A 13,455-nucleotide genomic window follows, 5' to 3' on the forward strand; every position below is an offset into this window, starting at 1 on the left:
CTGCGATCAACTGAGTTCGTCGAACCGGATGAGCGCGGCGTCGAGGTCGTCCCCGTCGAACAGTTCAGAACGATTGAACAGGTGGCCGTCGACAGTCATGACGACGATATCGCGCCATTCGGCGGCGAAACCGTCTTGTGACATCCCGTGCGCCACGTGGGTGACGACCGCTCCGAAGCTGCTGAGCCGATGCACCGCTGCGATATAGATGGTGGTGTCTGGTGAATCGGCCCAGGCGGCCTGGATGTAGGGGATCATGTCCCCGGACTCGAAACCTGCTCCCCGCCGGTGGTCAATGCTGATCCAGTCCGGCGTCGTCGGAAAGACTTCGCGCCGGTTGAACCCGTCATAGGCGGCCGTGACCAGCGACCACGTCTGCGCACAGGCGGCGGCCTCGTCGGCGATGTAACGGGCGTCGAGTTCGGCCAGCGCGGTGTCGAGGTCGTCGATGTCGAAGGACATGGTCAGCTGTATGAGACCGGCGGAGTCGAGTTGCACCAGATGCAACAGCTCGACGGATATCGGGCGGTCGGGATCATCGATGTCGCGATAGCAGTCGCGGGTCAGCGAGAGCCGGGATCCGCGCACGGCGATGGGTTTGACTTCCATCCGCCAGGTGCTTGGGACCGTTGTCACCGTGGCGTCGATGACTTTCCGCCGATCTGGGCCCTCGAGCACAGAACGCAGACCTTTGCGCCGGTCGTCATACCGGCCGTCCTCGCTGGTAAGGGCGAAGATCGCGTCCCCGTCACGGCGGTTGAAAGCGTCGGCAGCGAGTACGCAGCGCCGTGTGGCTGCGTTCTCCAGCGCAGATCTCGATCGGCTCAGCTCGTCGAATCTGGCGAGTGCGTCGTCGAGATCGGCCTCGTCGAATACTTCGCAGCGGCTGATCATTTCGCCCTCGACCGTGAACAGCACGACTTCGCGCCATTCGGCCTCGAACCCCTCTTGTGAGGTCCCGCGCACCACTTGGGTGACGACTGCACCCAAGCCATTCAGCCGATGCACCGCCTCGCCGTAGCACCCGACGTTGGGCGCGAGGTCCCACGTAGCGCGCATATAGGCGGCCAACTCACCGGGGGCGAATGCCCTCCCGCGACGATGATCGACATTCTCCCAGTCGAGTTCGGGAAATTCGCGTTGGTTGAAGGCGGCATAGCCCGCGGTTATTACCGACCACGTGTGTGCGTAGGCCGCCGCTTCGCCGGCCAGGTAGCGGGCGTCAAGCTCGGCGAGGGCGGCCTCGAAGTCGTCGGGGTCAAACGAGACACTCGCCGCCAACCGCCCCTCCGCATTGAACTCCCCGACGTCGAGTTGCTCGGCGACGAATGCCTCGGGGTCTTGATCCCGGAATGAGAAGACGCTCCGAGTGAGGATGAGGTGCTCCCCGCGCGTCGCGATGTCGCTCACGTCGACGTCGGTGATATTGAGGTCGGCGACAGCCCGCATGTTGGCCAGGGCAGCCTCTCGGCCGTGTCGAATCCCGGCGTTCACGATGCTGCGGTGGTCGTCGTGGTAGTAGTCGTCGGCCCATATATCGGCCATAGCGGCCCAGTCATGGTTGGTGAACTGGGCTAGGAAGCGTTGGGACGCCTGACTTGCCATATTGTGCAATCGCCGCGTCTTGCGCGACTGCAGCTCCTCCAGCCGTGCCAGTGCGGTGTCGAGGTCTGCCTCGTCGAACATCTCGCAGTGGCTGATCAGACCGCCGTCGACCACGAGGGTGTCGACCATGCGCCACTCGACGTCTGAGCCGTCTTGCGATGTCCCCTTGGCCACATGCGTGATCACTGCGCCGCGGTCGGTCAACCGATGTACGGCTTCGACGTAGATGAAGGTTCGCTCCATGTCTGCCAGCGCGACGCGAAGGTATGCCATCAAGTCGCCCGCCCCGACGATCGCAAGCGCCCGATGGTCGACATCGGTGAAGGCGGGCATGGTCGTCGGCGTGTCGCCCCGATTCAGCGCGCCGAAAGCCGTTGTGATCGCCGACCAGGTGGTGGAACACCCGGCCGCTTCGCCCGCGAGATACCGCGCATCGAGCACGGCCAATGCGTCAGCGGAGTCGTCAGCATCGAAGATGACACCTGCCGCGAGCCGTCCGTCGGTGTCGATCTCGATGACGCTGAGTATCTCGCCATGAAACGCATCGGGCCGGTGCTCATGTTCCGACAGTCGGTCAAGGCAGAGGGCGAGGTGCTCGCCGCGGGTGGCCACGACCGTCGACATCATGTTCGTATCAAGCTCGGCGAGAACCCGCATGTCGGCGATTGCGACATCTCGCCCCCGTCTGACCCCGGCGCCCACCACGCGCCGCCGATCGTCGGTGCAGATATTGTCGGCTGACATAGCTGCCATGGCGGCCCAGTCACGCGCCGCGAAGTGTTCCCGCCAGCGCTCAGCCATCTTGCTTGCCAAGTTCCCGAGCGGCAGTCGAGGATGTGCCTTTTCGCACTCCGCGTGCAGCGCATCGAGTTCAGCGATTGCGGCGTCCATGTCTTCGAAGTCGAACGATATCCGCAGTGCGATCCGGTCATCCGCGCCGAGACCGAACAGCTGGAGTATGTCCTCCTTCGGCGCCCCAGGGCTGACGTCGGCAGTGCCTACCTCCAGCCGGGTGAGTGCGAGGCGTTCGCCCCGCACTGATACCACCATGTTCCGGTGCCGCACGGTGAACATCGCACGGTAACGCCTTGCTTCGCGGGCCCATTCGATTGCCGGGAGGTTGTGGGGGCCGAAACCAACCAACCTGCGGCGGCTCTCGACCAAGACCGTGGGCGCGTACAGCTGCTCGACCTCTTGCCAGGCTTCCCGATCAAAAGCTGCTTCGATGCGGCGGACTACTCGCACGCATGCATTGACCGGTTCGACGGGCGGTTCTTCGGGCGGCGGTGGTGCGGTGTGCATGTCGTGATCACCGAAGATCCGGCGCGCCTTGGCGACAAGCGCTTCCGCGCCTTTCCGCTCGTAGAGCCCCGTCGCTCGCTCCGCCGCGGCTCGCGCTCCCTGCGTGTCGCCGGCGGCGTGGCGCACCGTCGCCAGTGCCAGGCAGGCATCGCCGTGATCGACCAGGGCGTCGGTGCGTTCAGCCAGGTTTATGGCAGCTTCGGCGAACCGGCGGGCTTGCTCATGATCACCGCGGCGCGCCGCCAACAGCGCGCGCAGAGTCCGCCAGGCGATGGACGCCTTCAGCGCATGACCCGCGAGACGCTCACTCTCAGTGCACAACTGCTCGGCTTCGGCATCTCGGCCAAGCGCCAGGCAGGCACGGCCAAGCAGGGCAGCGGTCTCGGCGGTGTCGGTGTCCATCCTCATGCGACGAAAACCGTTGTAGGCCTGACGTAGGTGTGGCTCGGCGCCGCCTGGGTCATCGAGAACCAGCTCAATGATTCCGGCGAACTGCTCCACCTCGAGCAATGCATGGCGCAGGCCGATCTCGGCCACGGTGCGCCGCGCCGAGTCGATCATTCGTCGGGCGGTGGCGGCACGGCCGCGGAACGCCTCTAGGACGGCTTGGCATCGCGTCGACGTCGCCTCCACCGCAGGAGAATCCGTCGTGATACGCAACAGCCGTACCACATCAAGACAACGCCCACCGGCACGCGGAACCGGGCTGGGACCCCATAGTGCGGCCAGAGGCGCTCCCGCCAGCACGGCGTTGACCCGGCGCTGCTCGCGGGCGTGCCGCGCCGCGGTCAGCGCCCTGTCCAGCGCGATCTCGCAGTCGCCGATTCGCCCAAGACGGGCAAGGCATCCCGCCCGCACGGTGTGGGCTTTGGCTTCTCCTTCGGGGTCGCCCAATCCGGCCAGCCGGTCGGCGGCCGCGCCCAACGCGGCCTCGATCTCGTCCAATCGCTCCGGATGCATCAGCATCGACAGTTGGCCGTCGAAGCAGGTCGCCCACGCCGCCAACCGAGCCGAATCCACCGTCGCCGCCTGCAATTGCGAGACCGCGTGGGTGGCCGCCGTCACCTCACCGGCGGCCAGCAGCGCCTCGCAGCGCGCGACCAGCAGATCCGCGGTCTGGTCGCCCCGATCGGGCAGCTCGTCGTCGATCTCCTCCAGGGCGTGCAGCGCCCGGTCGTACAGATCGGCGGCGGCTTCGTAGGCCAGGCGCGACATCGCCTGGTCTGCCGCTCGCCGGCAGTATTCGACGGCTTTGGCCGCGTTTCCCGCCCACGCGCATTCGAAATAGTGGTATGCCAGTTCTCCCAGCAGCTCCTCGTCGGTGCCGTGGGTGGCCTCCAGCGTGGCGGCGATGCGCTGGTGCAGTCGCATGCGCCGCACCGAGGCCAGCTCGGCAATCAGTGCCTGCCGAACCAGGGCGTGGTTGAACCGGTATCGACCGCCGGGTTCTTCGATGACGATGCCGGCCTTGCAGGCCTCGTCGAAGTCGTCGACCAGGTCGCGTCCGACCACCCGCTCCACGAGGTCCACGGCGAAGTGGCTGCCGACCACGGCGGCGGCGGCCAGGGACGTGTTGGTCTCTGCCGGAAGACGCGACAGCCTGCGGCTCACGGCTTCACGCACACCCTGCGGCAAGGTGTTGGGATCCCAGACTCCGCCACTTTCCGCCACGTGGCGCAGTGCCTCGATCAAGAAGAACGGGTTGCCGCCGGTCACCGATGCCAATGCCCGGGCGAGCTGTTCGTCGTCGTAGCCGGCCTCGGCGATATAGGCGGTCACGTCGTCGGCGCCGAGGCCCCCGAGGGAGAGGCGGTCTGCGGTGCCGTCCCGGCTAAGGTCGGCGAGCATTGCCGCCAGGGGATGAGATCGGTCGAGGTCGGTACTTCGGTACGTCGCGACGATCTGCACCCGGGTGTGATCGCCGAAACGCAGCAGATGCCGCAGCAGCAACAGTGTCGGTTTGGCCGCCCAGTGCAGATCGTCGAGTATCAACACCACGGGCGCACCGGCAGAGGCCAGTTCCAGCAGCCCGACCACGGCGTCGAAGAGCGCATAACGTTCGGTGTCAGGGTCGGCGCGGGGCGCCGCGGACAGATCTGGGAGTAGCTCGCTCAAGCTGGGAATCAGAGCAAGCAGCGCCTCAACGCCGCGCAATCCGCGGAGTCGGTGTGTGCCGATGCAGGGTACGAGTGAGCGCAGCGCTTCGGCGAATGGCTGATAGGGCGCTCCGAGGTCCTCGTCGGACCGGCCGTACAAGACGACGGCGCCCTGCTCGAAGGCCTGTCGCGACCATTCACCGGCCAGACGCGTCTTGCCCACACCGGGTTCGCCTGCGATCAGCATTGCGTGAATGCCGCCTGCCAGCACGACATTCCACGCGGCGGCCAGTCGTTCCAGCTCCAGACCGCGCCCCACGAACCGCCCGGGGCCGGTCAGCACCGCGGGCAGATCGGGCCGCTCGAAGGGTTCGCCGAGGGGCTCCTCGGGCTGCTGCGCGGTCTGCGGGCGGAGCTCGAAGACATGCTCCGGTCGCGGCAGGTTACGCAGTGCGCGCATCCCGAGGTCGTCGAGGACGACGTCGTCGGGCAGGGTGTCGATGACGAGCTCGGCCGTAGCGCCTGAGCACAGGATCTGGCCGCCGGCGGCCAGTGACCGCAGACGGGCGGCGCGGTTGACCGCGCGACCGAAGTAGTCGCCGTCGCGCAGCTCGACTTCGCCGGTGTGCAGGGCGATCCGGATGCGCATGGGGTCATGGAGAGCCCACGGCTCGTGGGCGATGGCGTCTTGCAGCTCGATGGCCGCGGCGGCCGCCGCTGAGGGCCGGTCGAAGACCGAGAAGGTGGCATCGCCTTCGCCACGCGTTTTGATGAGCCGCCCGCCGCGGGAGGTGACGACCTGTTCGACGAGTTCGTCGTGGCGCGCGAGCGCTTTTCCCATGGCGTCGGCATCGGCCTCCCACGCGGCCGTCGATCCCTCGATATCGGTGAGCAGAAAGGTCACGGCCCGGGTCACCGACGGAAGGTGCTGGGTCACCGGGTGATCCAGTGCGGAGTCCTGGGCGACGATCGCGGCCGCCAGCCGCCGCAATTCCGGTCCCGGGTCGACACCGAGCTCGTCGGCGAGCAGCGATCGCGCTCGTTGATAGGCGCCCAGCGCTTCGCCCTGCCGGCCGGCACGGTAGAGGGCCAGCATGAGCTGGGCCCAGCGCCGTTCGCGCAGCGGCGCCTCGGCCACCGCGGCCTCCAGTTCGCCGATGAGTTCGGCGGCGCGCCCCGTCGCCAGCAGTGCATCGGCCCGGTCCTCGACCATCGCGGCGTGGCCCTCGATCCAGCGGGTCCGTTCCGAGGCGCCCCGGCGGGAACCGGGAAGTTCGGGTGCTCCGCGCCAGAGGCACAGCGCCTCCTCGAAACACGCCGCCGCCTGATTGGCATCCCCGGCCGCCGCTGCGTCTCGGCCGGCTTTGGCCGCGAGTAGGTAGCGCGGGGCGTCCACCTCGGTCGCGTCCAGAACCCAGCCCGCGCCCTCGGTGCGGACGAACCCGTCGCCCAGCGCCCGCCGCAGCGCCGAGATGTGGGTTTGTAGGGCTTTGGCGGCGGTGCGCGGGGGATCCTGGCCCCAGAGCAGATCGATCAGCGTTTCGGCGGGCACGACCGCGCCACCGCGCAGTCCCAGCATCGTGAGGATCGCACGCGGTTTGGCGCCCGGGATGGCGACCGAGGCGCCGTCCCGCCGGGCCTGGAGAGGTCCCAAAACCCCCAGCTCCACGGTTTGAATGGTAGTCACGGGAGAATCGTCGGTGGGCCGATTCAACAGGCGGTCAAGATCCGGTAAAGGCTCGATTCGCCCCCGCTGCCGGGGCCTGCCGCGACGCCGGGCCGCCTGTTCGGCCCCCTGAGCATCGCGACGAATCCGTCGGTAAAATTCGGCTCTTATGAGCGAACGTGTGGAGCGGCTGGAGTTTCAGGCTGAGGCTCGTCAGCTGCTGGATTTGATGGTCCACTCGGTGTACTCCAACAAGGACGCGTTCTTGCGGGAGCTGATCTCCAACGCCTCCGACGCATTGGACAAGCTGCGGCTCGAGGCCTTCCGCAACAAGGACCTGGAAGTCGACACCTCCGATCTGCACATCGAGATCGACGTGGACAAGGCGGCGCGCACCCTGACGGTCCGCGACAACGGCATCGGCATGTCACGCGACGAGGTGGTGGATCTGATCGGCACCCTGGCCCGCTCCGGCACCGCCGAGCTGCGCCAGCAACTGCGGGAAGCCCGCGACGCCGAGGCGTCCGAGGAACTGATCGGCCAGTTCGGGGTGGGGTTCTACTCGGTGTTCATGGTCGCCGACCGGGTCGAGATGCTCACCCATAAGGCCGGCGAGAGCGAGGCCGTCCGGTGGGAGTCCAGCGGTGATGGCACCTACACCATCGAATCGGTCGAGGACGCGCCGCAGGGGACGTCGATCACCTTGCACCTCAAGCCTGAGGATGCCGAAGACGCGCTGCACGACTACACCTCCGAGTGGACGATCCGCAGCCTGGTCAAGAAGTATTCCGACTTCATCGCCTGGCCGATCCGGATGCAGGTGGAGCGCCGCACGCCGCCGGCCGAGGAAGGCGGCGAAGAGACGGTCACCGTCGAGACCGCGACGCTGAACTCGATGCAGGCGCTGTGGGCACGGCCCAAAGACGAAGTCTCCCAAGAGGAATACAACGAGTTCTACAAGCACATCTCGCACGCCTGGGACGATCCGCTCGAGGTCATCGTGATGAAGGCCGAAGGCACGTTCGAATACCAGGCCTTGCTGTTCATCCCGTCGCACGCGCCGGTGGACCTGTTCAACCGGGATGCTCACGTGGGCGTGCAACTGTATGTCAAACGCGTGTTCATCATGGGCGACTGCGATCAGCTGATGCCCGAGTACCTGCGCTTCGTCAAGGGTGTCGTCGACGCAGCGGACATGTCGCTGAACGTCTCCCGGGAGATCTTGCAGCAGGACCGGCAGATCAACGCCATCCGCCGGCGGCTGACCAAGAAGGTGCTCTCGACCATCAAGGAGCTGCAGTCGCAGCGGCCCGAGGACTACCGCACCTTCTGGACCGAGTTCGGTCGCGTGGTCAAGGAAGGACTGCTCTCCGACTTCGACAATCAGCAGACCCTGCTGGAGATCAGTTCCTTCGCCTCGACGCACAGCGACTCCGAGTCCACCACGCTGGCCGAATACGTCGAACGGATGAAAGACGGTCAGGAGCAGATCTTCTACGCCACCGGCGAATCGCGTCAGCAACTGCTGAAGTCGCCGCATCTGGAGGCGTTCAAGGCCAAGGGCTACGAGGTGCTGCTGCTGACCGACCCGGTCGACGAGCTGTGGGTGAACACCGTCGCCGAGTTCGACGGCAAGCCGCTGCAGTCGACGGCCAAGGGCGAGGTGGATTTGGACTCCGAGGAGGACAAGGCAGCGCACGAAGCCGAGCGCAAGGAACAGCAGAAGGATTTCGCCGACCTGATCTCCTGGCTGGAGCAGACCCTGGCCGAGCACGTCAAAGAGGTCCGGCTGTCGACGCGGCTGACCGAGTCCCCGGCCTGCCTGATCACCGACACCTTCGGGATCACTCCGGCATTGGCGCGCATCTACCGCGCCAACGGTCAGGATGTGCCGGTCGGCAAACGCATTCTGGAGATCAACCCGACCCACCCGCTGATCACCGGTCTGCGGCAGGCGCACGCCGAGCGCAGCGACGATCCCGGCCTGGCCGAGACCGCGGAGTTGCTCTACGGCACAGCGCTGTTGGCCGAAGGCGGAGCACTCGAGGATCCGGCCCGCTTCGCCGAGCTGCTGGCGCACCGGCTGGCGCGCACCGTCTGAGCCGGGCCCGGCTAGGGCACCAGTACCACCTTGCCGACGTTTTCGCGGGCCGCCAGAATGCGGTGGGCCTCCGGGGCGTTGGCGAACGGCACCGCCGCATGCACCACCGGGGCGGCGATCCCGTCGGCCAGCGCCGCGGTCAGCGGGGCGATCCAGGGGCCGAGGGTGCCGCGGTCGTCCCACAGGCGCAGCATGTTCAGGCCGATGACGGTCTTGGACTGCTCCATCTGCGTGATGAGACTGAACCCGCGCAGCATCGCCGCCGCCTGCGGCGCCGCGCGCAGCAGCGAGCGTTTCTCGCCCTGCTGCAGCGACGAGATGCCGTAGGCGACCAGGCGTCCGCCGGGACGTAACAGCGCGAACGAGCGCCGCAGCGAGGTGCCGCCGAGCCCGTCGAGCACGATGTCGTACGGCGGCAGGTCACGCCACCAGCCTTTGCGGCGGTAGTCGAGCGCCCGGTCGATACCCAGCGCGGTGAGCTGGGCGTGCTTGCCCGGCGACGCGGTGCCGTGCACGACCGCGCCGGCGGCCTTGGCCAGCTGGATCGCCGCGATGCCGACCCCGCCGGCCGCGGCGTGCACCAGAACCCGCTCACCGGCCTGCAGCGATCCGTAACCGTGCAGCGCCGCCCAGGCCGTCGAGTAGTTGACCGGAATCGCGGCGCCCTCTTCGAAACTCATCGACGGCGGCAGCGTCACCGTGTCGGCGGCATTGGCGTTGACGATCTCGGCATAGCCACCGAAACGGGTGCCGGCCAGAACCCGCTCGCCGACGCGCGCCGGGTCCACACCCTCGCCGACGGCCTCGATGACCCCGGCGACCTCATAGCCGACCACGGCGGGCAGCTTCGGCGCATCGGGATACAGCCCGACGCGGGCCAGGTGGTCGGCGAAGTTCACCCCGGCCGCACGGACCGCGATCCGCACCTGGCCGGCCGCCGGAGGGGGCGGATCGGGACGATCCTGTACCCGCAGCACCGACGGGGGACCGTGCTTGGTGATGACGACGACGCGCATGGGCCTCAGCCTATTGCCCGCCCGGGCCATAATCCTTGGCATGGACATCCTCGCTGAGCTGAATCGGTTGGAGGCGTTGGCGGGCGGGCCGGCGGCCGAGTCCGATCCCGCGGTGGCCGAGTTCACAGAGCAGTTCTGTGTCGATGTCTCGCTGATCACTGATGATCAGCGCAGCCGGCTGTGGGAAGCACTGGGGGAGCAGACGCCCGGGGCGGTCGTGCAGATGTTCGTCGCCGATTTTGCGCCGCGGGTGCGTGCCGGCCTCGCTGCCCTGGGGATAGCCGGCTCGTCACCTGCGGCTGGCGGGGATACCTCGGGCCAGCTGGCCGACGCGCTGTTCAACGGGTTCATGCCCGCGGTAGCCCGGATGCGGTCCCTGGATGCGGTGACCTCCGAGGTGGTGCGGCTGCGCGGTGCGGCTCAGCACAACTGCCGGCTGTGCAAGTCGCTGCGGGAGACGACTGCCCTGGATGCGGGCGGATCTGAGTCGCTCTACGACGACATCGAACGTTTCGAGGAGTCGGTGTTGCTCAGCGACGCGCAGAAGGCCGCGCTGCGCTACGTCGACGCGCTGATCTGGTCGCCAACGCACATCGACGCCGAGGTGGTCGCCGGGGTACGCCGGCACTTCACCGACGAGCAGGCCGTCGAGCTGACTCTGGACGTGATGCGCAACGCTGGGAACAAGATTGCGGTGGCGCTGGCTGCCGACGCCGCGCGGGTCGCCGACGGCACCGAGCGCTATCTGCTGGACGCCGACGGCCAGACGGTGTTCGGCTGAGCTCAGTCGGCGTGCCGCGCCAGGAACTCCAGGATGGCGTCGGCGAAGACGTCATTGCGGTCCCCGGCGACCATGTGGCCGGCGCCGGCGACGTCGACGAACTCCACCTGCGGGAATCGGGCCAGGAACTCCTCGGCGTTGGCGGCGCTGACCAGGTCGCTGAGCTGGCCTCGCACCAGCAGCATCGGGACACCGCCCTCGAGGATGGTGCGCACCGCGGCGTTGAGCCGGTCGACGTCGTGGATCTCCATCGGCCCTTGGTGCTCGGGGCCACGGATGAACTCCGGGTCCCAGTGCCAGTACCAGCGGTCGCCGCGCCGGCGCAGGTTGGTGGTGAGGCCCTGGAGGTCGGCGGGGCGGGGCCGGTGCGGGTTGTAGGCGGCGATCGCGTCGGCGACCTCATCAAGGGAGTCGAAACCGGATTCCATGTTCTCGGCCATGAACGCCTGCACGCGCTCAGCGCCGGAGGCGTCCATGTTGGGCACGATGTCGACCAGCACCACCGCGCTGGCGGCCCCGGGCGCCAGTTCGCCGGCGAGCAGCATTGCAGTGCACCCGCCCAGCGAGGCACCCACGAGCACCGGGTCTGGCGGCAGAGTGCGCAGCACCTCGTGGACGTCGGTGGCGAAGCTGACCAGGCGGTAATCGCCCTGGTTCGCCCAATCCGACTCGCCGTGGCCGCGCAGGTCGACGGTGACCGCTTGCCAGCCGCGTGCGGCCACCGCCGCGGCGGCCCGGCCCCAGGATCGGCGGGTCTGCCCACCGCCGTGCAGGAACACAACGGCGCGGGCGTCGGGGTCACCATGGCGGTCGGAGATGATCCGGAGATCGCCGGGGGTGTGGGTGACGAACGTTTCGGCGGTCATCCTGGGATCGTAAGCCGAGGCCGATCGGTGCCCGTCAGACGGCCGGTCGAACCCCTATCGAGCTGCGGAAATGCGAGCTAGAATGGCTTATTCCCTAGGAGCGCGCCATGGCACGTCACCTCGCCCTCGTCTACGGGGTGCTCAACTATCTGGTCTTCCTCGCTGTCTTCGCCTATGCCGTCGGGTTCGTGGGAGATCTCGTGGTGCCGCGCACCGTCGACCACGGACCGCAGGCGCGCCCGGTCGCGGCGCTGGCCATCGACGTGTTGCTGCTGAGCCTGTTCGCCGTGCAGCACAGTGTGATGGCCCGGCCGGTGTTCAAGCGGTGGCTGACCCGGGTGGTGCCGGTGAGTATCGAGCGCAGCACCTTTGTTCTGGCCTCGAACGTGGTTCTGGCCCTCTTGTTCTGGCAGTGGCGTCCGATTCCGGCGGTGGTCTGGGAGGTGACGGCCCCGGCGGGCCGGATAGCGCTGTGGGTGTTGTTCTGGCTCGGCTGGGGGATAGCGCTGGTGTCGACCTTCCTGATCAGCCATGTCGACCTGTTCGGGCTGCGCCAGGTCTACCAAGCGTGGCGGGACCAGCCCTACACCACCGTCGGGTTCCGGACACCGATGCTGTATCGGCTGGTGCGGCATCCGCTGATGCTGGGCTTCCTGATCGCGTTCTGGTCGACGCCTCAGATGACCGCCGGCCACCTGCTGTTCGCCGCGGCGACCACCGCCTACATCGCGATCGCGGTGCGCTTGGAGGAGGGCGACCTGATCCGGTTGCTCGGCGACCAGTACCGGCAGTACCGCGGCGAGGTCCCGATGCTCGTTCCGCGGCGGGTGCGCTGACTTCTGTATCAGCGGCAGCGAAAGTGCCGCACCGCCGTGTCGTCTACGGCCCCGGCGGGCGCTAATGTCATGGTCGCCAGATAGACCAGGGGGCGGTAGCTCAGTCGGTTAGAGCCGCGGACTCATAATCCGTTGGTCGTGGGTTCGAGCCCCACCCGCCCTACCATCAATCGTCCGCGAGGCGTACGTGAGCCCAGTGCCGGGCGCAATGCCCTTATCGGTGCATCACACCGAAAAGAACGAGTTGAACAGCGCTTGGATCAGTTCACCGGTGTCGAGGGTGGGAATATCGTTGAACGTGGTCATCCCGTCGACGGTCGCGGTGGCCGAGTCGATTTGGTCTGCCGTCAAGCCGAAGTAGACCTGATGAATCGCCAATCCGTACAGCAGGTCTTGCCAACTCGTGTTTCCCAACAGCAGGTCCCACCAACTCTTGCCCAAGTTGTCGGCGAAGACGTCGCCTTCGATGTTGAATACCTCGGTCGGGTACAGGTCGGTGGGGACAGCAGCGGGGTTGGCGCCGAGCATCACGAAACGTAAAGCCTCGGTGGGTACGCCGGCTTCGGCGAGTTGCTCCTGGGCGTAGGAAGCGATGAGGCTGCTCTGGGAGTAGGTGAAGATGGTCAGCGGGTCGGTGCAGACGCCCGAGGCGTCGCAGCCCATCTCGCCGGCGTGGTAGTCGGCGAGGATCGCATCGACGAGGATCGCCTGACCCTGCGGAACGCTGTTCAAGAAGTCCCAGCTGTTGGGCATGGTCAGCGGCAACGTCGACGCCAGGGTGCCGTTGTAACCCAGTGGCTCGAGGTACAGGTCGATCCCGTTGCTGATGTAGTTGGCACTTGGTGTCGGGATTCCGGTCGGGCCCAGGACCAACGCGTCGGTTGAGCCGTAGAGGAATTCGTAATTGTCGTTGGCGGCGTTGGCTGCACCGGCCAGGCCCAGCGCGGCGCCACACAGTACGGCGCCGAAGATGATCTGCTTCATCGATCCCCCCTTGATCGCAACAATCACTGACGATGTCGCCAAGCTGATTGGACGACACGTGACTGCGCCGTGCGACATGCCCCCGAAGATGTCGAATCGTGCGCCGCGCCGTCCGCCGGCGACTGACAGAATTATTGCAAGCAGCGTCAATTTGGTGGGGCGAATCAAGATAGTCGCAGAAGAAAGTTGACGAACGTCAGTG

7 protein-coding genes and 1 tRNA gene are annotated in these 13,455 nt (G+C 67.0%); 4 read left to right on the top strand and 4 right to left on the bottom strand.

Going from position 1 to position 13,455, the window contains the following annotated elements:
* Nucleotides 1–6: 6 nt before the first annotated feature.
* Nucleotides 7–6,672 (bottom strand): BTAD domain-containing putative transcriptional regulator, encoded by a 6,666-nt coding sequence (locus tag AWC02_RS09805; protein WP_085128593.1) that lies wholly within the window; start codon nt 6,670–6,672, stop codon nt 7–9.
* A gap of 166 nt (nt 6,673–6,838) precedes the next feature.
* Between AWC02_RS09805 and htpG the strand changes: the two genes are divergently transcribed.
* Nucleotides 6,839–8,770 (top strand): molecular chaperone HtpG, encoded by a 1,932-nt coding sequence (htpG, locus tag AWC02_RS09810; RefSeq protein WP_085128594.1) that lies wholly within the window; start codon nt 6,839–6,841, stop codon nt 8,768–8,770.
* Between the two features lie 11 nt (nt 8,771–8,781).
* Here htpG and AWC02_RS09815 read toward each other — a convergent pair whose 3' ends face one another.
* Nucleotides 8,782–9,786, bottom strand: a complete 1,005-nt coding sequence (locus tag AWC02_RS09815; RefSeq protein ID WP_085128595.1) for a zinc-binding dehydrogenase — start codon at nt 9,784–9,786, stop codon at nt 8,782–8,784.
* Between the two features lie 40 nt (nt 9,787–9,826).
* On the opposite strand from AWC02_RS09815, the gene AWC02_RS09820 reads away from it, so the two are divergent.
* Complete coding sequence (locus tag AWC02_RS09820) at nt 9,827–10,567, top strand: carboxymuconolactone decarboxylase family protein (protein WP_085128596.1); 741 nt, start codon at nt 9,827–9,829, stop codon at nt 10,565–10,567.
* A 2-nt stretch (nt 10,568–10,569) separates the two neighbouring features.
* Here the strand turns inward: AWC02_RS09820 and AWC02_RS09825 are convergent, their stop codons facing one another.
* Nucleotides 10,570–11,433, bottom strand: a complete 864-nt coding sequence (locus tag AWC02_RS09825) for an alpha/beta fold hydrolase (RefSeq protein WP_085128597.1) — start codon at nt 11,431–11,433, stop codon at nt 10,570–10,572.
* A 107-nt stretch (nt 11,434–11,540) separates the two neighbouring features.
* Between AWC02_RS09825 and mddA the strand changes: the two genes are divergently transcribed.
* Both mddA and AWC02_RS09835 read left to right on the top strand, forming a co-directional pair.
* Nucleotides 11,541–12,269 (top strand): methanethiol S-methyltransferase, encoded by a 729-nt coding sequence (gene mddA, locus AWC02_RS09830; protein ID WP_085128598.1) that lies wholly within the window; start codon nt 11,541–11,543, stop codon nt 12,267–12,269.
* An 89-nt stretch (nt 12,270–12,358) separates the two neighbouring features.
* A tRNA-Ile gene (locus AWC02_RS09835) sits at nt 12,359–12,435 on the top strand.
* Between the two features lie 59 nt (nt 12,436–12,494).
* Here the strand turns inward: AWC02_RS09835 and AWC02_RS09840 are convergent.
* Nucleotides 12,495–13,253: a PE-PPE domain-containing protein gene (locus AWC02_RS09840; RefSeq protein WP_085128599.1), complete on the bottom strand. Its 759-nt coding sequence runs from the start codon at nt 13,251–13,253 to the stop codon at nt 12,495–12,497.
* Nucleotides 13,254–13,455 lie beyond the last annotated feature (202 nt).

The sequence above is a fragment of the Mycolicibacter engbaekii genome (genome assembly GCF_002101585.1).
Lineage (GTDB): Bacteria > Actinomycetota > Actinomycetes > Mycobacteriales > Mycobacteriaceae > Mycobacterium > Mycobacterium engbaekii.

What these genes read in the sequence shown, in the direction of transcription:
- htpG (WP_085128594.1), top strand. Translation starts at nt 6,839, where the DNA reads ATGAGCGAACGTGTGGAGCGGCTGGAGTTTCAGGCTGAGGCTCGTCAG.
- AWC02_RS09815 (WP_085128595.1), bottom strand. Translation starts at nt 9,786, where the DNA reads ATGCGCGTCGTCGTCATCACCAAGCACGGTCCCCCGTCGGTGCTGCGG.
- AWC02_RS09820 (WP_085128596.1), top strand. Translation starts at nt 9,827, where the DNA reads ATGGACATCCTCGCTGAGCTGAATCGGTTGGAGGCGTTGGCGGGCGGG.
- AWC02_RS09825 (WP_085128597.1), bottom strand. Translation starts at nt 11,433, where the DNA reads ATGACCGCCGAAACGTTCGTCACCCACACCCCCGGCGATCTCCGGATC.
- mddA (WP_085128598.1), top strand. Translation starts at nt 11,541, where the DNA reads ATGGCACGTCACCTCGCCCTCGTCTACGGGGTGCTCAACTATCTGGTC.
- AWC02_RS09840 (WP_085128599.1), bottom strand. Translation starts at nt 13,253, where the DNA reads ATGAAGCAGATCATCTTCGGCGCCGTACTGTGTGGCGCCGCGCTGGGC.